Source organism: uncultured Kordia sp., assembly GCF_947489565.1.
In the GTDB taxonomy this organism is placed as follows: Bacteria; Bacteroidota; Bacteroidia; order Flavobacteriales; family Flavobacteriaceae; genus Kordia.
On sequence record NZ_CANLEA010000011.1, the window covers coordinates 179,495 to 203,885 of the forward strand.

Consider the following 24,391-nt stretch of genomic DNA (forward strand, 5'->3'; position numbering starts at 1 on the left):
ATGCAAAAAAAAGTTGCTTTAATCTCTCCAAATCCAGCAAGTTTATATTCTACATCGGTGAGTGAATTATTGATGCGAAATGATGTAAAAATTGAGGTGGTTTTTGTGAAAAAATTTACCCTATCAAGGTTTAAAGATGAATTTTCTAGAGACGGCGTACGTCTATTGAAAAAAATCTGGAAAAAACTCGTGCTAAAAAACAAAGCGTACGACGCATTTGCGAATATAGAAACGATCGTTGACTACCGAAAGAAACAAAACATTACGCTAAAAAACATCAAAGAACTAGAAGCTAAAGGTGTTGAAGTATGTTTTGTAGATGACCTAAACAGCAAACTTGTAGAAAACAAACTCAAAGAAAAACAAGTAGATGTTACGGTATTTACTGGCGGCGGATTAATCCGAAAAAATATTTTGGACAATGCTGGTGCTGGTGTACTAAACTGTCACATGGGAAAACTGCCAGAATATCGAGGAATGGATGTGGTAGAATGGCCTGTATTCAAAAAAGACCTTGACAATATAGGTTTCACGGTGCATTTTATGGACAAAGGTGTCGATACAGGAGATATCTTAAAGGTATTTGATGTAAAACTCATCGAAAACGAAACCATAAAATCATTACGAGCACGTTTTGAGCCTATCATGACGCAAAGCTTTGTAGAAACCATCATAGGTTTCTTAAAAGGAGAAATAGAGCGCAAACCGCAAGCAGAAGAAGACGGAAGACAATATTACATTATAGACAAACATCTCAATGAAATTGGCGACCAATACTTACAGCAGCAGACACGATCAAAATAAGAGCATAAAACACAAAAATAAATACCGATGATTCAAAAAATAAAAAGGATAGGCAACTTTATCTCAAACATGGGTGCACGCTACCTTTTTTTTAGAATCTTTTATACGATAAAATCAAAACTCGGCTGGCAGAAAAAAGTATTTCCAACAAATCCCAAGGAGAAAAAATACATTTCTTTAGAAGATTGGAAAAACAACTTGCCGCCATTTTTCTTTTACGGAAAAGACATTCCAAACCTACCAAAACAAAAAGAAGAAGCACTTGTAAAAACCTATGAGGAAATTCAAAAAGGAATCTTTACCTTCTTCAATAAAACCAAAATAAAACTTGGAAAAGAATACAATTGGTTAGTCAATCCATCTACAGGATATCGTTACAACATTAACAAACACTGGTCTGAAGTAGAAGACTTATCCAAAGAAGCTGGCGACATCAAATACGTATGGGAAAAAGCACGTTTCTCGTACATATACGATTTAGTTCGTTATGACTATCATTTTGAAGACGATCAATCGGAATTTGTATTTTCTGAAATAGAAGACTTCATCGAAAAAAATCCAATCAATCAAGGACCTAACTACAAATGTAGCCAAGAAGCAAGTCTGCGCATCATGAACTGGATGTTTGCACTATACTATTACAAAGATTCGCCCAACCTAACAGATGCGTTATTTCAAAAAATAATGCACAACATCTACTGGAAACTACATCACATATATCACAACATTAATTTCTCGCGTATCACAGTGCGTAACAATCACGCCATTACCGAAACTTTAATGTTATACCTTTCGGCAAAACTCTTTCCGTTTATGCCTAATGTAGAAAAGTGGAGTAAAAAAGGGAAAAAATGGTTCGAGCAAGAAATCGCCTATCAAATCTATGAAGATGGTACCTTTTTGCAATTCTCGATGAACTATCATAGAGTCGTTATTCAATTATTTACTTTGGGAATTCAGTTGGCAAAACTCAACAATGAAAAATTTAGTGATGTAGTCTACGATCGCGCTCAAAAATCACTCGATTTTCTAGATGCTTGTACAGATCCGATCACAGGAAAACTGCCAAACTACGGTTCTAACGATGGTGCACTATTCTTCAAGCTTACAGATGATGATTACCGATTATACCGATCGCAACTAGACGATTTGCGTGCCGTTTTACACGGATACACACATTTTGAATCCAATAGTGTGCTTTGGTATGGAATTCAGCCTAAAAAACAACCGCAAGAAGCATTGCCAGAAATTAGCACGTTTGAAAAAAGCGGGTATTACATTTCGCAAGATGGAAATACAAAAACATTTATTCGTTGCGGTGTTCACAAAGACAGACCTTTTCAATCAGACAATTTACATTTAGATATTTGGGTAAATGGAATCAACTACCTAAGAGATACAGGTTCATATAAATACAATGCAGGCTTAGACGATGTCAACTATTTCAACGGCGCAGAAGGTCATAATACGGTGAGTGTTGACAAAGCAGATCAAATGCTAAAAGGCGGACGATTCATATGGTTTTATTGGGTGAACAAAGCAAAAGCGAGCCTGAAAAAAGAAAACGACACGTATAAATTTGAAGGAACAATTCACGCGTTCAAACAGCTTGGAAACAACATACAACACACGCGAAAAGTAACCAAACCTCAAGGAAAAAATACCTGGGAAGTTACCGATACCATTCAAAACAAAGGAAACAGAAAAATATACCAATACTGGCACTTACATCCCGATCATGTAGATGCTATTGAAATCACCACAACCGACGAAAATGGGAATCCTATAGAACCGTTAACAGAAGAAAAATGGTTTTCTGGGTATTATGGTGTAAAAGAAAAGGCAATAAGGCTTACATTTGCAAGCGAAAAGAATGTGTTTAACACTACAATACGTATCAAATAACAGATGAGAATATTACTAATTCATCAGTATTTCTTAGAAAAAGGAGATGGCGGCGGATCGCGTTTTAACGAAATGACGCAAGTATGGGCAAATCAAGGTCATGACATTACGGTGCTTGCAGGAATGGTGCACTATGCCACCGGAAAAAAAGCAGATCGTTACAAAGGAAAATTTACCTTCAAAGACGAACAATTCTATGAAAAAGTAGATGTTGTACGTTGTCATGTATCCGAAAGCTACAATGTAAGTTTTCTAGGAAGACTATGGGCGTATTTCTCTTTTGTGTTCTCTAGTATCTATGCAGGATTATTTAAAGCAAAAGGAAAATATGATGTCATTGTAGTGACATCACCACCGTTATTTGTGGGAATTACAGCGTATATTTTGTCCAAATTAAAACGCACACCATTTGTCTTTGAAATTAGAGACTTATGGCCAGAATCAGCAATTGACACAGGCGTTTTAAAAAGTGGCATCATGATAAAATTTGCCTATTGGTTTGAAAAATTCATCTACAAAAGAGCAAAATTAATCAATGTATTAACGCCAGCGTTTCGAGACAAACTCATTCAAAACAAAAAAGTACCTGCCGAAAAAATAATCTTCATTCCAAATGCTGCCGATTTTACCTTGGCAGAAAAAGTACAAGAAAACTTTGATGCTGCTGCTTTTAAAGAAGAATTAGGTTTAAAAGACAAATTTGTCATTACCTACGTAGGTGCGCATGGTGTGGCAAATCATTTAATTCAATTGGTAGAAGCCGCAGAAAAACTCACAGATACCAACATTGTCTTTCAACTCATTGGCGCCGGAATGCGTAAAGAATCTTTAATAGAAGAAGCAAAAAAGCGAAATCTATCCAATGTTATCTTCAGAGATCCTGTATCCAAACAAGAAGTATTCAAATACATACTTGCTTCCGATGCTGGAGCTTCTGTACTCAAAAAAGTAGATACCTTTAAAACCATTTATTCAAACAAAACGTTTGATTATATGTCGTGCAAACGCCCAATTTTATTAGCAATTGATGGTGTATCGCGCGAATTGGTAAACGATGCAAAATGCGGAGTCTATGTAGAACCAGAAAACAGTGATGACATCGTAAGAGGAGCAAAAGAATTAGCGAGTAAAAGTGCTGCCGAAATTCAACAAATGGGTGAAGATGGTTATGCACATGCAAAAACACATTTTGACAGAGAACTTCTGGCGAAAACCTATGTAGAAAAAATCAACACAATTCTATAAAATCATGTATAGAAGCATCATAAAAAGATTTTTCGACTTCCTAGTATCAGCAATCATTTGTCTACTACTAGTACCAGTATTTATCATTGTATACATTGCGGTAAAGCTAGACTCTAAAGGAAGTTTCTTCTTCTTTCAAGAACGATTGGGGAAAAATGGAAAAACCTTCAAAGTGTTCAAAATAAGAACGATGACCGATAAACCTAGAGAAACGAGTCAAGAAATTCTTAGAGGAAATGCAGAAGTTACCAAAGTTGGAGCCATCTTACGCAGACTAAAAATAGACGAATTACCACAGATTATCAACATTCTAAAAGGCGATATGTCATTTGTTGGACCTAGACCGTGTATGCCAGCTTTGCAAGAAGAATTCAATGAAGATGGTAGAGAAAGAATCAAAATAAGTCCAGGATTAACGGGACTTGCGCAAACCAATGGAAACATATATCTTTCTTGGCCAGAACGTTGGAAATACGATAGATACTATGTAGAAAATGTAAACTTTCTACTAGATGTAAAAATCCTTTTCAAAACAGTACTTATTGTTTTTATGGGAGAAGAAAAATTCTTAAAAAAACCAGATGCATAACATACTTGTCATAGGAGCTGTACAAACAACCGCAGTCACAATTGAAAAACTAGTGGAGCATCAATTCAATATTGTTGGTGTATTAGGACACGAACCTAAAAATGCAGCACGTGTTTCAGGTTTGTCAGATTTAAGATCCGTTGCAGCAAAACATAACTTAGACTTCCGAGCTTTCAAAGGAATCAATCATGAAACACATGTAAATTGGGCAACTGAGAAAAAACCAGACATCATTTTTGCAGTTGGTTTTTCACAATTATTACACGATGTATGGTTGCAAATGCCAACATTGGGTTGTATTGGGTTTCATCCTACCAAACTTCCAAAAGGTAGAGGAAGAGCGCCAATTGCTTGGGTTACTTTAGAAAAAGAAATGGGATCAGCAAGTTTTTTCCTCATGGGGAAAGGTGCCGATGATGGTCCAATATTTTCGCAATCACTCTTTGAAGTCGAAGAAAATGACGATGCAGGAAGTGTAGAAGAAAAAATAAGAATTCACATTCACAAAGCGTTAGATAATTGGCTGCCAGAGCTAAAAAAAGGACATTGGAATCCAGAACCGCAAGATTATTCTTTGGCAAGTTGGTACGGAAAAAGAGGTCCAGAAGATGGTTGGATCAATTGGAATAATACGGCAAACTATCTTAACAGACTCATCAAAGCAAGCAGCGCGCCGCATCCGGGAGCATATTCGTACTTTAAAGATGACAAAATCATCATATGGAAGTCGCAAATAGAAAATGACATCAATATCAAAGGTGTTGTGGGACGTGTACTTTTAATAGATGAAGAAAAAGGACACTTAATACAATGTGGAGAAGGATTGCTTTGGATTCAACAAACAGAACTCGAATCTGATGCAGAACTAAAAGTAGGAGACAAGCTAGGATACAATATAGAAGACGAAATATACAAGATCAAAAAAGGGTTGAAAAATGAAGAATAAAATTATAGTGGTAGCACCACACGCCGATGATGAAATTATAGGTTGTGGCGGAACTATTGCCAAAGCAATCAGTCAAGGAGACGAAGTATATATTATCATAGCAACCAATGCCAATGTTGGTGCGCCAGAATTATTCAATGAAGAAGCCATTACAAAAGTTCGCGGAGAAGCCTTAAAAGCACACGAATATTTGGGTGTTACAAAAACATTTTTCTTAGACTTTCCTGCGCCAGCATTGAATGCTTTTCCAGAATATAAAGTTTCTGTGGCGCTTTCTAAAATATTCAACGAAGTACAACCAAACATCTTGTATTTGCCGCATCCAGGTGATTTACATCAAGATCACAAAGCAGTATATCGCGCAAGTTTGGTCGCAGCCAGACCGCAAGGAGCATATACTATAGAACAAATTTACTGTTACGAAACACTATCCGAAACAGAATGGGCGCCGTACCAAGAAAAAGCATTCATACCAAACATGTTTAATGACATATCAGATTTCTTTGAGCAAAAACTAGAAGCAATGCGATTCTTTAAATCGCAAATCAAAGAATTTCCACACACACGATCTACAGAAACTTTTGAAGCATTAGCAAAATTCAGAGGCGCAACAGTTGGTGTAAAAAGAGCGGAAAGCTTTATTGTAGAAAGGATTATTACCAAATAAACTATAAAGCTATATGTAATGATTGGAAAACGTATTTTTGACGTAGTACTTTCTTTCGTATTACTCGTAATACTGTTTTTGCCTATCTGCATACTGTGGATAGTAACCTCAATATCATTTCAGTCAAATGGATTCTTTCTGCAAACCAGAATAGGACAACATGGCAAACCATTTACCATATACAAATACAAAACACTTTTTGAAAGCTCACAAAAAACCTCAAAATGGGGCGCATTTCTGCGGAAAACTAAAATTGACGAATTACCACAGCTAATCAACATTCTCAAAGGGAACATGAGTTTTGTAGGGCCACGACCAGATGTGCCAGGCTATTACGATATACTTGAAGGAGAAAATAGAAAAATACTCAAGCTAAAACCAGGAATTACTTCTGAAGCAGCGTTAAAATACATAAGCGAAGAACAATTACTAGCTTCACAAGAAAATCCAAAACAATACAATGATCAGGTAATTTTCCCTGATAAAATTAAAATGAACCTATATTACTATCACACTAGAAGTTTTTTAGTAGATTTGAAAATACTATTAAAAACAATACAAAAACTAGTCTGATTCCTAGAAATTAACACTAAAAACCCAGCAACTACGTTAAAATTTACAAGAAATGAGTAACATCTGTCTATTTGGCGCAAGCGGACATGGAAAAGTGGTCAAAGATGTGGCAACAAGCACAAATATTGTGGTGGAAGCCTTTGTTGACGATTATCCAAAAAGTGAATTTCTTCATGAAATTCCAGTTGTGACATCTGCGGAAATGGCAACATATGCTGGAAACAAATTTCTAATCAGTATTGGGAACAATAAAATTCGTAAAGTAATTAGTCAAAAACTAAAAACCGACTTTACAACGCTCATTCACAAAACAGCAATTATTTCTCCGTCGGCAACGATTGAAGAAGGCACGGTTGTGATGAACGGCACCAACATCAATGCAGATGCTACAATAGGAAAGCATGTAATTATCAATACTGCAGCAGTGATAGAACACGATTGCAATATTGGTGATTTTGCGCATATTTCGCCAAATGCAACCATTACAGGAAATGTGAGTATTGGCGAAGGTTCACACATTGGTGCAGGCGCAATTGTCATTCCGAACATAAAAATTGGAAAATGGGCAACCATTGGTGCAGGCGCAGTAATTATAAAGGATATTCCTGACTATGCAGTTGTTGTAGGAAATCCAGGAATAATAAAAAAGTACAACAAAGAATAACTATGAACTCAAGAATTTGGCTTTCATCTCCGCATATGGGCGGAAACGAATTAAAATACATTCACGAAGCATTTGACACCAATTGGATTGCTCCATTAGGACCTAATGTAACAGGATTTGAAGATGATTTAAAGCAATTTCTAAATACTCAAAAAGAAGTTGGCGCATTGGCTTCCGGAACAGCCGCAATTCACTTAGGATTGATTCTAGCAGGTGTAACGGCCGGTGATGAAGTTATTTGTCAGAGTATGACTTTTTCCGCTTCCGCGAATCCGATTCTGTATCAAGGAGCAACACCTGTATTTATTGATAGTGAACCAGAAACATGGAACATGTGTCCCAATCATTTAGAAGCCGCTATTAAGGATAGAATCGCCAAAGGAAAAAAACCGAAAGCAATCATTCCTGTCCACTTATACGGAATGCCCGCAAAAATTGATGAAATTGTAGCCATTGCAAACAAATATGAAATTGCCATCATAGAAGATGCCGCAGAATCATTAGGCTCAACGTATAAAGGACAAAACTGTGGAACTTTCGGGGAATATGCAGCTTTATCATTCAATGGAAACAAAATCATTACAACTTCTGGCGGTGGCGCTATTGTGTGCAATGATGATGAAGCCAAAAAGAAAGCGATCTTTTTAGCAACACAAGCTAGAGACAATGCACCACACTATCAACATTCGGAAATTGGATACAATTATCGCATGAGTAATATTGTTGCGGGAATTGGAAGAGGACAAATGGAAGTTTTAGAAAAACACATTGGACTTCGAAGAGATATGAATGCATTCTACAAAGAAATTTTCAAAGATGTAGAAGCCGTAACCGTATTTGAAGAACCAAATGACGACTATTTCTCAAACCATTGGTTAAGTTGTATTACAGTCGATGAAAGCAAAGCCAACTTTACGCGCGAAGAGTTGCGTTTGGCATTATGGGAAGACAATATTGAGTCCAGACCACTTTGGAAACCCATGCATTTACAGCCAATCTTTGAAAAATACCCGTATTACGGAACAAATGTTTGTGAAAATTTATTCAACACAGGTCTGTGTTTACCATCAGGATCGAACCTAACAACACAAGAAAAAGAACGTATTGCACAACTTATAGCTTCTTTTCTAGCATAGAAACAAATAAATTAAGTAATTTGTATCGTTAAATAAAGAATCTGTTTTTTTGAGAAAATGAAGGTATTGAATTCAAGAAACATAAAAGAAGCAATAAAACAAGTCCTTAAGTCAAGCAAAAAACGCATTGATTTCAAGAATATAGGCTATTTACCTAGATGGCTTATTTTATGCTTTGATATGTTTATTTGTTGTGTAGCAGTGATTCTGACAAGTGTCATTGTCAATAACATTAATATTAGCGACTTAAGTTTACCTTCGGAACCAATCTTCGGATTTTCTCCGAGGTCAGGACTGATCTTAATTACCAACTTATTATTCTTTATCTTTTTTAGAACCTATGCAGGATTAATTCGCCACTCTACGTTTATTGATGCGATTAAATTTTTCCTAGCATCGTTAGCAACCTTAATCACATTATTAGTAGTAAGCTATTCGCATTACATTTTTAGAGGAAAAAATCTGTTCTTAATTCCAGGATTGTTCATCTATTTTGCCATGTCGTTTTCGTCATTACTACTCTTCCGAGTCTTGGTAAAGCAAGTCTTTGAAGCGTATTTTGATTATGCTGCCAAAGACGATCAAATTACGGTGATGATTTACGGAATCGATTCCAACGCGATTGCAATTTCAAATGCACTCAAAGTAGAACGTCCAGTACGTTACAAATTGATTGGTTTTGTAGACAAAAAAGGAAAAAATCAAAGTAAAGAAATTCTAGGATTGCCCATCATTCATCTCAAAAGAAAACTAGCAGTTATCTTGCGAGCACATGGAGCCAATGCTATCATACTAGCCGATAAATCCATCACGCAAGAAGAACGTATTAAAATTGTAGATGAGTGTTTAGAGCACAACATTAAAGTATTTAGAGCGCCGATTGTTTCCGATATGGAAGACAAGGAAAATGTAAACTTAGCGCAACAAATTCAAAATGTTCAAATTGAAGATTTACTCGAAAGAGAACCGATTGTTTTAAACAATAAGTTAATTGCAAAAGAATTATACGATCGTAGAATTTTAGTTACAGGTGGCGCAGGTTCTATTGGTAGTGAAATTGCACGACAAGTAGCGAATTACAATCCGCAAAAATTGATCATTGTCGATCAGGCAGAAACGCCTTTGTACCAAATACAAATGGAAATCAGATCAAACTTTCCAGATCTAGATTTTGAAGCAGTCATTGCAGATGTACGCGACAAAGAAAAACTAGAAAATATTTTTGATCTCTACAAGCCACAAGTAGTCTATCATGCGGCGGCGTACAAACATGTACCGTTAATGGAAGACAATCCGTCACAAGCCATTTTTGTGAATGTGATGGGAACTAAAAATGTGGCAGATACGGCATTAAAATTCAAAACAGACAAATTTGTACTGGTTTCTACAGACAAAGCGGTAAACCCAAGTAATGTAATGGGAGCATCGAAACGTATTGCGGAAATCTATGTGCAAACCTTACAAGAAGCCTTCAAAAATGACAATCGTTATGTAACAAATTATGTAACAACACGTTTTGGAAATGTATTAGGTTCCAATGGTTCTGTAGTACCTTTATTTAAGCGTCAAATAGCAGAAGGTGGACCATTAACAATTACACATCCAGATATCATCCGATATTTCATGACCATTCCAGAAGCTTGTCAACTCGTACTTGAAGCTGGTGCCATGGGGAATGGTGGAGAAATCTACATATTTGATATGGGAGAAGCTGTAAAAATTATTGATTTGGCGAAGAAAATCATCAAATTAGCAGGCTTTGTACCAAACAAAGACATTGATATCAAAATCATCGGATTGCGTCCAGGTGAAAAACTGTACGAAGAATTACTGAATGACAAATCAACAACGCTGCCAACGTACAATGAAAAAATTATGATTGCACGTGCAGAAATGTATGATTACGAAGAAATAAACAGCAATATTGCTGAATTAATTAGTTCTGCATCACTTTTTGACAAAGTAGAAGTAGTAAAAAGAATGAAAGCATTGGTTCCTGAATATAAAAGTATGAATTCTTCCTACGAAGAATTAGACAAAAAAGGAAAAGATACTACCGTCAAAACATTACCAGGCAAAAAAGTATCATAACCAATACATAAATAAAAAGCGCTAAAAATTAATAGATGAAAATAACTGTTGTAGGAACAGGATATGTAGGACTAGTCACAGGAACGTGTCTAGCTGAAACAGGAAATGATGTACTTTGTGTTGATATTGACAAAAACAAAGTAGCACGAATGCAAAACGGCGAGGTTCCTATTTACGAACCTCATTTAGATATACTTTTTGATAGAAACATAAACGCAGGTCGTTTAAAATTTACCACTTCACTAGAAGAAGGACTTACACACGGACAAATTATATTCTTAGCATTGCCAACACCAGAAGATGAAGATGGTTCGGCAGATTTATCCTATGTATTAGGCGTTGCTGAAGACATTGGTAAACTCATGACAGAATATAAAGTCATTGTAGATAAAAGTACGGTGCCAGTAGGAACTGCAGCAAAAGTAACAGCAGTAGTTGCCAAAAATGCTACGGTTGATTTTGATGTAGTGTCAAATCCAGAATTTTTACGTGAAGGATTTGCCGTAGACGATTTCATGAAGCCAGAACGTATTGTCATTGGTTCAAGCTCGGAAAGAGCTACGAAATTAATGGAGCGTTTGTACAAGCCGTTCGTACGTTCAGGAAATCCAATCCTAATCATGGATGAAAAGTCGGCGGAACTAACGAAATACGCATCTAACTCGTTTTTAGCAGCGAAAATTACCTTTATGAATGAGATTGCCAACTTCTGTGAAAAAGTGGGCGCAGATGTAGATAAAGTACGTATTGGAATGGGAACAGATTCTCGTATTGGAAAACGTTTCTTATTTCCCGGAATTGGATATGGAGGATCGTGTTTTCCAAAAGATGTAAAAGCATTACACAAATCAGGAAAAGACAATCAATACAATTTCCAAATTTTAGATGCAGTCATCAACGTAAATAATAAACAAAAAACAGCGTTAATTCCGAAAGTAGTGAGTCACTTAGGTGAAGATTTATCTGGGAAAACGATTGCTTTATGGGGATTGGCATTTAAGCCAGAAACCGATGATATTCGTGAAGCACCATCTTTATACATTATTGATGAATTACTAGCAAAAGGAGCAAAATTGAAAGTATTTGATCCAGAAGCGATGGACAATGTCAAAAAGAAATTAGGTGACAAACTAGAATATGCAGACAGCATGTATGGCGCTATTGAAAATACAGATGCTTTAATCATTTGTACAGAATGGAGCATATTTAGAACACCAAATTTCAACAAACTAAGAGAAAACCTAAACCAACCGATCATTTTTGACGGTAGAAATCTATACGACGTTGCAGAAATGGAAAGAGAAGGATTTGCTTATTTTTCTATAGGACGCAAAGAAGTTTTATAATACCTAAACCAACCAATACTATGCAACGAATTCTAATCACGGGAGCCGCGGGATTTTTAGGTTCACACTTATGTGATCGCTTTATTAATGAAGGCTATCACGTTATTGGGATGGACAATCTTATTACGGGAGACATTCGTAACATAGAACATTTATTTCACTTGAAAGAATTTCAGTTTTACCATCACGATGTTACAAAGTTTGTACACGTGCCGGGAAAACTAGACTATATTTTACACTTTGCTTCGCCAGCAAGTCCGATAGATTATCTTAAAATTCCGATTCAAACCTTAAAAGTAGGTTCGTTAGGAACGCACAATCTCTTAGGATTGGCCAAAGAAAAAAAGGCACGTATCTTAATTGCTTCTACTTCTGAAGTTTATGGAGATCCGTTAGTGCATCCGCAGCATGAAGAATACTACGGAAATGTAAACACGATTGGACCACGTGGTGTATACGACGAAGCCAAGCGTTTCCAAGAATCCATTACCATGGCATATCACCGTTTTCACGGATTGGAAACACGCATTGTGCGTATATTTAATACCTACGGACCAAGAATGCGACTGAATGACGGACGTGTAATTCCTGCATTCATAGGACAAGCATTGCGCGGTGAAGATTTAACGGTTTTTGGTGATGGAACGCAAACACGATCATTCTGCTATATCACCGATCAAGTAGAAGGAATTTTTAGGTTGCTAATGAGTGATTATGTAGAGCCAATAAACATTGGAAATCCGCATGAAATCACTATTGGAGAATTTGCCGAAGAAATCATTAAGCTGACAGGAACTACCCAAAAGGTAATTTATAAAGAATTGCCAGTTGACGATCCGCTACAGCGAAAACCAGACATTCGTAAAGCAAAAGAAATCCTAAATTGGGAACCAAAAGTAGGTCGTAGTGAAGGAATGCGACGTACGTACGAATACTTTAAATCACTACCAGAAAGCGAATTGTTCAAAAAAGAACACAAAGATTTTTCAACCTATACAAGAATGTAGCCGATGCATGTAAAAGGAAGATATTCATGGCTATTGCGACCATCTTTCGTATTGTTCGACTTGTGCGTCATAAATATTCTTGTCTTCTTCTTTTTTAGTTTCAACGAGCAAGATTTATACTTTTTTGAATCGAGTTTTTGGAATAATAAGCACTTATTATTCATTATATATACGATCATTTTTTGGCCGTTATCTGCTTTCTTTTTAAAATTCTATAATGTATATCGATTCACGTCGGTACCGCATATTTTATCCTTACTTATTAAACAATTGCTAGCGTATACGCTTATTATGTATGCGTTTATTGGAATTTTTAGAAGTATCAACGTTTCTGCATTTGTAACGTTTAAATACTTGATGCTGAGTTTCGGAATTATCGGTTTGGGTAAAATAATTGGGTATTATGGACTGAAAAAATACCGCGCCGTTTTAGATGGAAATATTCGTAGAGTCATCATTATTGGATTTAGTGCTGGAGCACAAGAATTAGAACGGTTATTTAGAAATAAAAAAGAATTAGGATACAAGCTTTTAGGTGTTTTTAGTGATAAAAATAGCGATGGTATTACAGGAACCATTGAAGATAGTTTTGAATTTATAGAAAAAGAAACAGGAATCGACGAAATTTACTGTGCCATTGATGAGGTTTCGGAAAAACATGTGAATGATTATGTGAAATACGCAAGCTTAAACATGATCAACATTAAATTTATTCCAAATACAAAAAAGCTGATTACCAAGCGACTCAAAACGGATTATTACAACTATTTGCCCGTACTTTCTATTCAAGAAGTTTCACTCAATAACAACATCAACCGATTTGTCAAAAGAGCCTTTGACATTGTTTTTTCATTGATCATTATGGTATGTGTGCTTTCATGGCTCATTCCACTCATGGCAATTCTAATAAAACTAGAATCTAAAGGACCTGTTTTCTACAAACATATTCGTAACGGACTTAATTACAAGGAGTTTACCTGTTATAAATTTCGGTCGCTTACACATAATAATGATAACAAATACGATCATGTTACTGAGCAAGATTCACGGGTAACGAGAGTAGGACGTTTTATCAGAAAAACAAGTCTCGATGAGTTGCCACAGTTTTTCAATGTTCTTAAAGGCGATATGTCTGTCATAGGACCAAGACCACATATGATTCCGTACACAAAAGAATATGCTAAAAAAATTGACAAGTACAACTTTGTATTTCGCCATAGTGTAAAACCTGGGATTTCTGGTTTGGCACAAGTCAAAGGATATCGAGGAGAAATAAAAAATGATGAAGACATTATCAATCGTATCAAATATGATATTTTTTACATTGAAAATTGGTCGTTATTCTTGGACATAAAAATTATCTTTGAAACCGTTGTTAACATCGTCAAAGGAGAAAAAAAGGCATACTAATCATGCATGAACCATTAGTTTCTGTCATTACACCAACCTACAATACCGAAGCTTTCATTTCGGAAACCATTGATTCTGTTCGTGCGCAAAGCTATACCAATTGGGAAATGGTTATTGTTGACGATGCATCTTCGGATGCAACCGTGGACATTCTTAAAAAATATGCCGCTTCAGACAGTCGTATTAAAGTACATATACTAGAAACGAACTCAGGAGCTGCCATCGCACGAAATACAGCCATAGAAAACGCTTCTGGAGATTATATTGCATTTTTAGACGCAGACGACTTGTGGAAGCCTGAAAAGCTCACCAAACAAATCGCATTCATGCAAGAAAAAGACATTGCCGTTTGTTTTTCTAGTTATGAATTGATGGATGAGCAAGGAAAATCGCTCGGAAAAATGATCAAAGCCTTGCCAAAAGTAAATTTCTCCAAAATGCTCAAAAGTAACTATGTTGGAAACCTTACCGGAATCTACAATGCGGAGAAATTAGGCAAAGTATATATGCCAAACATTCGCAAGCGTCAAGATTGGGCTTTATGGCTCACACTCATCAAAAAAGTAGGTTTTGCGTATAGTTTAGAAGAACCTTTAGCAAAATATCGCGTGCGCGAAAACTCTATTTCGTCCAATAAACTAAATTTATTAAAATACAATTATACTATTTACAGAAAGGCGCTTAAATTTGGGGCTTTCAAATCGAGTTTATATTTAATTCGATTTTTAATAGAACATTTCTTTATAAAACCACAACAAACAATACAACTATGAACATTCTTGTTTTAGGATCAGGAGGAAGAGAACATACATTTGCATGGAAATTAGCACAAAGTCCACGCGTAACAAAACTATTTGTAGCGCCAGGAAATGCAGGAACGGCTGCGATTGCAGAAAATGTAGCCATGAATGTAAATGATTTTGATGCGATTGGTACATTTTCCATCGAAAACAACATTGATATGGTTGTGGTAGGTCCAGAAGATCCGCTTGTACGTGGAATTCACGATTATTTTTTGAATGATGATGCTTTGAAAGGAATTCACGTGATTGGTCCGCAAAAAGAAGCTGCCGAGTTGGAAGGAAGTAAAGAATTTGCCAAAAAATTTATGATGCGTCATAACATTCCAACAGCGGCATACGAAAGTTTTACCAAAGATACTGTAGAAGCTGGTTGCGAATTTTTAACGACATTAAAATCACCATATGTATTAAAAGCAGATGGTTTGGCCGCAGGAAAAGGAGTTTTAATTATAAAAGACTTACAAGAAGCACAAGATGCTTTGCGTGAAATGTTGGTAGATGCCAAATTTGGAGACGCAAGTACCAAAGTAGTTATTGAAGAATTCTTAGACGGAATAGAATTAAGCTGTTTTGTCATTACGGATGGAAAAAACTATGTAACCTTACCAACAGCAAAAGACTACAAGCGTATTGGCGAAGGAGATACTGGATTAAATACAGGAGGAATGGGCGCAGTATCGCCAGTTCCGTTTGCAGATGCGGAATTTATGGAAAAAATAGAAACGCGCATAATCAAGCCAACAGTAGCAGGTTTTCAAAAAGATAACTTACCGTACAAAGGTTTTGTCTTTATCGGATTAATCAAAGTTGGAAACGATCCGTTTGTAATAGAATACAATGTACGAATGGGCGATCCGGAAACAGAAGTGGTAATTCCGCGACTGGAAAACGATTTGGCAACAGTATTAGAAGCTGTAGGAACACAATCGTTAGATCAGATTGATATACAAATCAAAGAAGAAGCAGCAACTACAATCATGGTGGTTTCTGGTGGATATCCTGAAGCGTATGAAAAAGGAAAAGAAATTACGGGCGTAGAAACTATAGAAGATTCTATCGTGTTTCATGCAGGAACAAAGTTAGATGGAGATAAGGTGCTTACCAATGGCGGAAGAGTCATTGCCATTACATCATACGCAGCTACGTACGAAGAAGCCATAAAAAAATCTTATCAAAACATACAAAAATTACGTTTTGATAAGATGTATTATAGAAAAGATATCGGCTTTGACTTATAAATAAGAATGTGACGTTACATCTTTACGTTCTTCATTATTGGCATCGAATTTTTTCAATTGCTTTACCCAATAGGTAATTGCAGCAGCACAAACAATCATAAAAATCCAGTTGATTCCATTGGCTAATGTCCAACTTTCTAATTCTAAATTACGCATTGCGTCAAAAGGAATAAATAATATTTCCTCAAATAGGTATGCAATTCCTTCAAAAAAACTTTTCATCGATAAATCGTTTATATTTACACTACAAAAATATAAAAACCTAAAATGATAACAAGCGTTTTTGGGAAATCAAAACCAATAAATTTTATTCTCTGCATAGGAATTCTTCTTGTGTACTTTGTAATTCACTTATTTTCAACAAATAAGGTGCTGAGTCATGAAATGTTATCATTGGAGATTCCAGTGCTATTTTTGCTATTATTTTCTTTATTTGTGATGAATTTTATCATAAAGAAGAACGATTTAACCCAGCAAAACGATTTTGCACTCTTAATTGTAACCATTTTTATAGGATTATTTCCTTCTATTTTTGACAATATAAAGATTGTTTGCATACACTTATTGATACTTTTTGCATTCAGACGCATCATTACTTTGGGATCTTTGCGGAGTATAAAGCAGAAAATATTTGATGCATCCTTATTTATAAGTCTGGCAGTACTATTTGACTCATGGATTGTACTGTATTTTGTCGTTATATATATAGGAATCTTAGTTTATGTGTCGGGTGATTATAAAAACTGGTTGGTTCCTATTATTGGGTCAACGGTCGTTTTGGGTTTATATATAGTATACCTATATCTTGCCCAACAAGACATTCTTACAAATCCATTATTTCAGTTTGACCTTAAAATTGATTATTCCACCACAAGTTATAGAAGAATTGCGCTACATTTGGTAATAACCTTGCTTTTTAGCATAAATTTTGTAATATTTTTTCTAAAATACAAAACGTATTCTTCTCAAAAAAAATTATCTTTTTTACTAAGTAAAGTACTGTTTTTTATGGGTATTACATATGTGCTATTCGCTAAAAACATCACGCAGAATACCGAGCTTTTACTGCTATTTCCATTAGCAATTTTTATGGCAAATCTTCTAGAAAATCTTGAAAACAAAAGGATCAGCGATATTTTGCTACTTTTACTAATGATTGTTAGTTTTATCTTCAATATTTATCCAAAATAAATAGAGAAACCGTAACATCAATAAGGTAATAACCTACAAAGTTGTAGCTTCTTCCTTACAAAAAATGCTTTTTCTCGATTTTAATGACGTTTTATCTAAAAGAAAACCCGTTATCGGCATTTTAGAATTATTCCAAATATTTTTGTGTTCGAGAATTAAGCCGCTCACCCCAAACTTATTTTAAACAAAACCTATTAGTGTACGATGGTACATATAATAGTTAACTAAACAGCAAATCAATGAAGACTAAAATTACTCTTTTGGTCCTAACAGCCTTATTAGGACTAACGACTGTTTTCGCTAATTCAATGCCCACAAGCGAAAATGTTGTCGAGAATGAAATGATGACTACTGCAGATGATAACCTTATCATCATATCCGCAGGAAAAAGAATTTACTCACTCGACATGAACACGTACAACGCTACGTTGTTGGCAACATCACCTTATGTAAACGAAATCAACTCTATCGCTACTGATGCGAGCACGGGATGGTTTTTTTACGTTTCTAACCACATCTCTAGCTACAACTGGACGGTTTATGGTTACAATGTACATTCAAACGTACACAAAAACTTTGGATCAGTAAGAAACTTTTTTACAAGTTCTGGTCACGCGTATTCTTCTAGAGGTCTAGCTTCTGGTGGAGCAACTTTCTATAACGGGAAATTATATTTCGCAATGGAATATCCTGTTTATTGCTACTACTACAGAGACGGAAGAAGAACAACAAGCAATTCTAATCCTAAAGATGAATTAGATAACAATCCAAGATCGGCAGGAACAGTGTCAACTGGAATGTTTACTAGAGGAACAGACTCTAGAAATTCATCTACGGAAGCTGACGAAACTGACAACGGAGGAAGAGACGGAAACGGAGAAACTCCAGCAGATTTCGTAGTTATCGAAGCTGAAGAAGCAAACGCTGCAAATGACAATGTAAATGACTACATTCCTGAAGAGGAGTTGCCAGATGCAGAGACAGAAGGACAAAATCCGGATGAAGCATTACAACAAAGAGGAGATAGAAATTCTTATCAATCAGAATCATACTCTTACAACTACTACCACAGTTCATACAACAACAATATCTACTTATTGGAAATTTCTTTCAATGGATTATCTGATATTTCTGGACAAACTACTTCTGTAGCTAACGGAACACCTGTATATGACAACTGGTGGTACTCTAGTTTCCTTTACAAAGGAGAACTTGGAGATATCGTTGTAGGTGACAATGGTCAAATGTACGCTGCTACTTCTTATCAAGTACAAGCATATAACTTCAATAGCAACAGATATGACTGGGCTAACAACGAAGATATTTATGCTCAAATGGCAAAAGATAAGCACAGTAACTTACAGTTATTAAAGAACAAGAGAACATACACTACGTATTACTACTATGGATGTCCTCAAAATTCATACGTTACAAAAAGTTATGTGCAAAAATATACTGCACCATCTAGCTTAAGAACTTATAATAACATCCAATTAGGTGCATTAAATGAAATTACTGGTTTGAACCCAGAAGATGTTGGTCAAATTACAGATGCATCAGATTATGTTAACTTAACGCCACCTGTATCTTACAAAGTGAAAGGTATCGTATACGATGATAACAACGAGAACGGAAACTTTAACGGAGGACAAGGAGAAACTTTAACATCAGGAGTTACAGTAACATTATATGCTGATAACAACAATGATGGTGCTTTAGATTCTGGAGATACAGTAATCGATTCTCAAGCTACTGATGCAAACGGAGCTTATGTTTTCAACAATATTGATGTTGCAAACACATTAGTTCAAGTAACTGTACCAAACAATACAACTACAACTACCTACACATCAACAACTCCAGAAGTTGTAGCTGTAGCAGGTGGTACAAATGATGTAACTGTTGATTTCGGAATCAACGAAGCATTAATTCCAGTAAACTACGATGTTTTCGGAACTGTTTATGATGACAACAACGAAGATGCAGTATTTGATAACGGAGAAGCTGGATTAGCAAACGTTACATTAACATTATATAACGATACAAATGCTGATGGAGTATTAGATACTACTGATACATTAATTGCTACGACTACTTCAGGAACAGATGGTTCATATAGCTTCTTACACGTATGTGTTCAAAATACAATTGTAGCGGTAACAGTTCCAACAAATACTGGAGACTTTACATACACATTAACAACTGCAGGAACGCAAGCGATTGATGCAATCAACACTGATGTAACAGGAGTTGACTTCGGAGTTAACGAAGAGCAAGTAATTAGCTATGCTATCTCAGGAAATGTATACGATGATAACGACGAAAGTGGAGCACAAGATGCTGGAGAAGATAACTTAGACGCTATCACAGTAACTTTATATAATGACAGTAACGCAAACGGAGCTGTTGATGCTGGAGAAGCAGTAATCGCAACAGCAACAACTGCAGTAGACGGAACATATAGCTTTGCAGGAGTAACAGTACAAAATACAGTAGTAGCTGTAACAGTACCAGGAAACACTGCAGATTTCACATATGTATTAACTACAGCTGGTGAAGTAAATACAAGTTCTACAAACGTAAATGTTGACAATGTAAACTTCGGTATCAACGAAGAGCAAGTAATCAACTATGCAATCTCAGGAAATGTATACGATGATAACGATGAAAGTGGAGCACAAGATGCTGGAGAAGATAACTTAGATGCTATCACAGTAACTTTATATGATGACAGTAACGCAAACGGAGCTGTTGATGCTGGAGAAGCAGTAATCGCAACAGCAACAACTGCAGTAGACGGAACATATAGCTTTGCAGGAGTAACAGTACAAAATACAGTAGTAGCTGTAACAGTACCAGGAAACACTGCAGATTTCACATACACATTAACAACAGCTGGAGAAATAAACACTAGCTCTACAAACGTAAATGTTGACAATGTAAACTTTGGAATCAATGAAGTAGAAGTTATTGACTACAACATCTCAGGAGTTGTATTTGATGATGATAACGATAGTGGAGATATTAACCCATCTGAGGGAAGAATTCAAAATGTAGTTGTAAGATTATATGAGGATGTTAACGCTGACGGTAATTTAGATACTAATGACAATCAATTAGCTACAACAGCTACAGGTTCAGATGGTACATACCAATTTAGCAATGTAACTAACAGAAATACTTTAGTAGAATTTACAATTCCAGGGAACTCACCAAACTTTACATACAGAGCAACAACTCCAGAAGTAGTTGCTGTTACAGGAACAACAACAGATGTAACTGATGTAAACTTTGGAGTTAACGAAGAGCAAGTGATCGATTATAGTATATCAGGAACTGTATTTGATGATGACAATGAGAATGGAACACAAGATGCTGGAGAAGGAACATTAGACGGAATCACAGTAACATTATATGCTGATAACAATGCTGATGGAAACTTAGATGTAGCTGATACAACACTTACTTCAACTACAACAGGTACTAACGGAGCATACAGTTTCTCAAACATTACAACAGAAAATGTATTAGCAGTAGTAACTGTACCAGGAAACACTGCAACATTCACATATGTATTAACAACATCAAATACGCAAGCTGTAAGTTCATTAATTACAGATGTAAATGGTTTAGACTTTGGAGTAAACGAAAACTTAGTAATCGATTACAATATCTCAGGAACTGTATACGATGATGATAACGCTAACGGAGTAAATGATACAGAAGCTGGATTAGATGCTATCACAGTTAAATTATATTCTGATAACGATGCTAGTGGAACATTAACTGCTGGTGACGGACTTTTAGAAATTGCTGCAACTGCAACAGACGGAACATATAGCTTTACAAATGTTACAACTCAGTTTACACTAGTTGGAGTTGAAGTACCTGCAAACACTACAGACTTTACATACACAGCTACAACAGCTGTGAAGTTAGGAGTTAGTTCAACAATTACTGATGTAACTGACCAAGACTTTGGAATCAATAAAGTTCAAATTATCAACTACAACATCTCAGGAAATGTATTTGATGATGATAACCAAAACACTGCTATTGATGCAGGTGAGCGTGCATTAGAAAATGTTACATTAACATTATATGCTGATAACGACGGAAACGGAAGAGTTGGAGGAGCTGATACAGTAATCTCTACAACAACTTCTGCTAACGACGGAACATACAGCTTCTCAAATGTAACTGTAGAAAGAACAGTAGTTGCTATCACAGTACCTGCTAACACACCAGAACTTACATACACATTAACAACTGCTGCTTCTGCGAACACTAGTTCAACAACTGCAGATGTAAACAATGTTGATTTTGGAGTGAATCGTGAAGAAATTATCTTATACAATATCTCAGGAACTGTATTTGATGATGATGATGCAAGTGGAGTTAGAGAAACTGGTGAAGGATTTATCGGAGCAGTAACACTTACTTTATATAATGATGTTGACGGAAACGGAAGACTTGGTGCAGCTGATACTGTAATCGGAACAACGACTACAAGCACAATGTCAGGAGCTTATAACTTTACAGGTGTAACAGTTAGAAATACGTTAGTAGCGGTAACAGTACCAACAGATACTGCAACATTTACTTACACGTTAACAACATCAGGAACTTTAGCAATAAGCTCAACAATTACTGATGTAAATAACCAAGACTTTGGAATTGATAGAGCTGCTATCGTAAACTATAACATCTTCGGAACTGTTTATGATGATGACAACGAAAATGCAAATCTTGACAGCACTGAAGCAGGAAGACTAGAAAACGTAACATTAACATTATATGTTGATGATGATGCTGATGGAAGATTAGGTAGCGGAGATACAGTTATTGAGACTACAACTTCTGCAGCAGATGGAACATATTCTTTCCTTAATGTAACGGTTGAAAACACTGTGGTTGCGATTACAATTCCACAAAATACAGCTGACTATATCTTTACATTAACTACAGATGCTAGATTAAATATTAGTTCAGTAAATACAGACGTAACTAACCAAGACTTTGGAGTTAATAAAGTAGCTACTACATACACAGTTTCAGGAAACGTATTCAACGATGAAAACGGAGATGGAGCTAATGCTTCAACTGAGGCAGGATTAAGAGGAGTAACTGTTAACTTATACGAAGATGTAAACGGAAACGGAAGAATTGATAGAGGTGAGCCACTTATCGCTACAACAGCTTCTGATAGAAGTGGAAACTACCAGTTCTCTGGAATTACTGCTACAAACGTAATTGTTCAAGTAGTTGTACCATCGAACACTGCAGATTTCACATTCAGTGCAACAACACCAGTAAATGTAGTATTAACTGGAGGAGTTTCAACAACAGTTGATTTCGGTATCCAAAGAACAGTAGTAATTTTATACAACATTTCAGGAGTTATTTGGGATGATCAAAATTCTGACCAAGTAAAAGATCCAAGCGAAACTAGATTAGTTGGAATTGGAGTAACTCTTTTCGAAGATGTAAATGCAGATGGTGCATTAGATGCAGGTGATAGATCATTAAGTACAATCACTACTTCTACAACTGGAGGATACCAATTCTCTAACGTAAACCTTAGAAATGTATTAGTTGTACCTACGTTACCAGCAGACGGAACGTTTACAACACCAGATAACAGAGCTATCTCTAGTATCAATACAGATGCTGTTGATGTTGACTTCGGTATTAGAATTGCAAATACATTATACCAAGTAACAGGAGTTGTATTCAACGATCAAAACGAAAATGGTGTTGCAGATCCAGGAGAAGAGTCTCTTAACGGATTACCAGTTGAGATCTATGCAGATTCTGATAGTGATGGAGTATTTGATCCTAACTTAGATGCCTTAGTAGCATTTACACAAACATCAAATGGTGGATTCGGATTCTTAGATCCTAACTACCTTGTAGATGATATTCCTCCAGGAGAAGTATTCATCGTAGTAGTTCTTCCAGAAGATACAATCTTTGAAACATATACTAATACGTATGACCCAGATTCAGGAACAGCTAGTCCTGACGGAATTTACAGAACTGTAATGGTAGCTGACTTATTTAACATTGACTTCGGAGTTAAGTATGAAAATACAAACTCTACTTCAAGAGCTAACAACGGTGATGTAATGTTTACAAATGGAAGCGCAATTAGCGAAGCTCCAGAAGATGTATCAGAAAGATTAAGATTATATCCAAACCCAACGGTTAGACAAATCGCAATCAACGCTGAAGAGTTCTCAGGAGACGTTAACGTTGAAATTTACAATGATAGAGGTTACAAAGTAATGTCTACTACTGTAAGTCAATTTGCAGGTGAGTACAAAATAGGTGTTGAAAGATTAGCACCAGGAATGTACTATGCTCAATTTGAAGCAGGAAACAAACGTGCTAGTAAGAAGTTTATCAAACAATAATTAATAGCAAGTACCCTATAACCTTAAGAAAAGCCGCTGAAAAGCGGCTTTTTTTATTCCCTATATTTAATGCCTTTAGACTTCACTCGTTAGTAAACGATTAAAGTTTGTAAACACATTACATTGAAAATAATTCTAAGTTTACATAAAAGGAACTTTCTTCACAATCTTTCATAAGAACTTACTAAGCAAAAATTCAGCTTTTGGTTCTTTTCTTTGTTTCATAGTAAACTTTTTCTAGATACTTATACTTTGTAATCATCAAGAGAAAATATCATTTTGTTAATTGTAAAAAATGTAAGTTAATACAGTTTTAATTGATCATATTTTTAATATAAAACATGAATTAATTGATCAAAA

General features: G+C 35.8%; 18 protein-coding genes. 17 read left to right on the forward strand and 1 reads right to left on the reverse strand.

What is annotated here, in order from left to right:
* The 15 genes from Q0845_RS16260 to purD are packed head-to-tail and all read left to right on the forward strand — an operon-like array spanning position 1 to position 16,424.
* Positions 1–804 carry a formyltransferase family protein gene (locus tag Q0845_RS16260; RefSeq protein ID WP_298515392.1) on the forward strand — a complete coding sequence of 268 codons (804 nt, stop codon included), beginning with the start codon at positions 1–3 and terminating at the stop codon, positions 802–804.
* A gap of 27 nt (positions 805–831) precedes the next feature.
* Positions 832–2,709, forward strand: a complete 1,878-nt coding sequence (locus tag Q0845_RS16265; RefSeq protein ID WP_298515395.1) for an alginate lyase family protein — start codon at positions 832–834, stop codon at positions 2,707–2,709.
* A 3-nt stretch (positions 2,710–2,712) separates the two neighbouring features.
* On the forward strand, positions 2,713–3,954 hold the full coding sequence (locus tag Q0845_RS16270) for a glycosyltransferase family 4 protein (RefSeq protein ID WP_298515398.1): 1,242 nt from the start codon (positions 2,713–2,715) through the stop codon (positions 3,952–3,954).
* Between the two features lie 4 nt (positions 3,955–3,958).
* Positions 3,959–4,543 (forward strand): sugar transferase, encoded by a 585-nt coding sequence (locus tag Q0845_RS16275; RefSeq protein ID WP_298515400.1) that lies wholly within the window; start codon positions 3,959–3,961, stop codon positions 4,541–4,543.
* On the forward strand, positions 4,536–5,489 hold the full coding sequence (locus tag Q0845_RS16280; protein WP_298515404.1) for a formyltransferase family protein: 954 nt from the start codon (positions 4,536–4,538) through the stop codon (positions 5,487–5,489). The genes Q0845_RS16275 and Q0845_RS16280 overlap by 8 nt, the downstream gene beginning before the upstream one ends.
* The gene (locus Q0845_RS16285) at positions 5,479–6,156 is read left to right on the forward strand and encodes a PIG-L deacetylase family protein (RefSeq protein ID WP_298515408.1); all 678 of its coding nucleotides are present in this window, start codon (positions 5,479–5,481) and stop codon (positions 6,154–6,156) included. The genes Q0845_RS16280 and Q0845_RS16285 overlap by 11 nt, the downstream gene beginning before the upstream one ends.
* Before the next feature lie 18 nt (positions 6,157–6,174).
* The gene (locus tag Q0845_RS16290) at positions 6,175–6,729 is read left to right on the forward strand and encodes a sugar transferase (protein WP_298515411.1); all 555 of its coding nucleotides are present in this window, start codon (positions 6,175–6,177) and stop codon (positions 6,727–6,729) included.
* Positions 6,730–6,781: 52 nt separating this feature from the next.
* Entirely contained in the window at positions 6,782–7,393 is a 612-nt protein-coding gene (locus tag Q0845_RS16295; RefSeq protein WP_298515413.1) for an acetyltransferase, read from the forward strand.
* 2 nt (positions 7,394–7,395) lie between these two features.
* Positions 7,396–8,529, forward strand: coding sequence for an aminotransferase class I/II-fold pyridoxal phosphate-dependent enzyme (locus tag Q0845_RS16300; RefSeq protein ID WP_298515416.1), 1,134 nt, complete (start codon positions 7,396–7,398; stop codon positions 8,527–8,529).
* A gap of 57 nt (positions 8,530–8,586) precedes the next feature.
* A complete protein-coding gene (locus Q0845_RS16305; protein WP_298515420.1) occupies positions 8,587–10,620 on the forward strand; it encodes a nucleoside-diphosphate sugar epimerase/dehydratase in 2,034 nt (677 codons plus the stop codon).
* A gap of 35 nt (positions 10,621–10,655) precedes the next feature.
* Positions 10,656–11,966 (forward strand): UDP-glucose/GDP-mannose dehydrogenase family protein, encoded by a 1,311-nt coding sequence (locus Q0845_RS16310; protein ID WP_298515422.1) that lies wholly within the window; start codon positions 10,656–10,658, stop codon positions 11,964–11,966.
* A gap of 20 nt (positions 11,967–11,986) precedes the next feature.
* The gene (locus tag Q0845_RS16315; RefSeq protein WP_298515424.1) at positions 11,987–12,973 is read left to right on the forward strand and encodes a UDP-glucuronic acid decarboxylase family protein; all 987 of its coding nucleotides are present in this window, start codon (positions 11,987–11,989) and stop codon (positions 12,971–12,973) included.
* 3 nt (positions 12,974–12,976) lie between these two features.
* Entirely contained in the window at positions 12,977–14,383 is a 1,407-nt protein-coding gene (locus Q0845_RS16320; RefSeq protein ID WP_298515427.1) for an undecaprenyl-phosphate glucose phosphotransferase, read from the forward strand.
* A 2-nt stretch (positions 14,384–14,385) separates the two neighbouring features.
* On the forward strand, positions 14,386–15,156 hold the full coding sequence (locus Q0845_RS16325; RefSeq protein WP_298515431.1) for a glycosyltransferase: 771 nt from the start codon (positions 14,386–14,388) through the stop codon (positions 15,154–15,156).
* A complete protein-coding gene (gene purD / locus Q0845_RS16330) occupies positions 15,153–16,424 on the forward strand; it encodes a phosphoribosylamine--glycine ligase (RefSeq protein WP_298515434.1) in 1,272 nt (423 codons plus the stop codon). Before Q0845_RS16325 ends, purD begins: the two co-directional genes overlap by 4 nt.
* Here purD and Q0845_RS16335 read toward each other — a convergent pair.
* Positions 16,419–16,646 carry a uracil phosphoribosyltransferase gene (locus tag Q0845_RS16335; RefSeq protein WP_298515437.1) on the reverse strand — a complete coding sequence of 76 codons (228 nt, stop codon included), beginning with the start codon at positions 16,644–16,646 and terminating at the stop codon, positions 16,419–16,421. The two genes, purD and Q0845_RS16335, sit on opposite strands and share 6 nt — an antisense overlap.
* 45 nt (positions 16,647–16,691) lie before the next feature.
* On the opposite strand from Q0845_RS16335, the gene Q0845_RS27905 reads away from it, so the two are divergent.
* Together Q0845_RS27905 and Q0845_RS16340 are read left to right on the forward strand one after the other, a co-directional pair.
* Positions 16,692–17,615 (forward strand): DUF6427 family protein, encoded by a 924-nt coding sequence (locus Q0845_RS27905; protein ID WP_367180675.1) that lies wholly within the window; start codon positions 16,692–16,694, stop codon positions 17,613–17,615.
* 239 nt (positions 17,616–17,854) lie between these two features.
* Complete coding sequence (locus tag Q0845_RS16340; RefSeq protein WP_298515439.1) at positions 17,855–24,031, forward strand: SdrD B-like domain-containing protein; 6,177 nt, start codon at positions 17,855–17,857, stop codon at positions 24,029–24,031.
* The last annotated feature ends 360 nt before the right edge of the window (positions 24,032–24,391 follow it).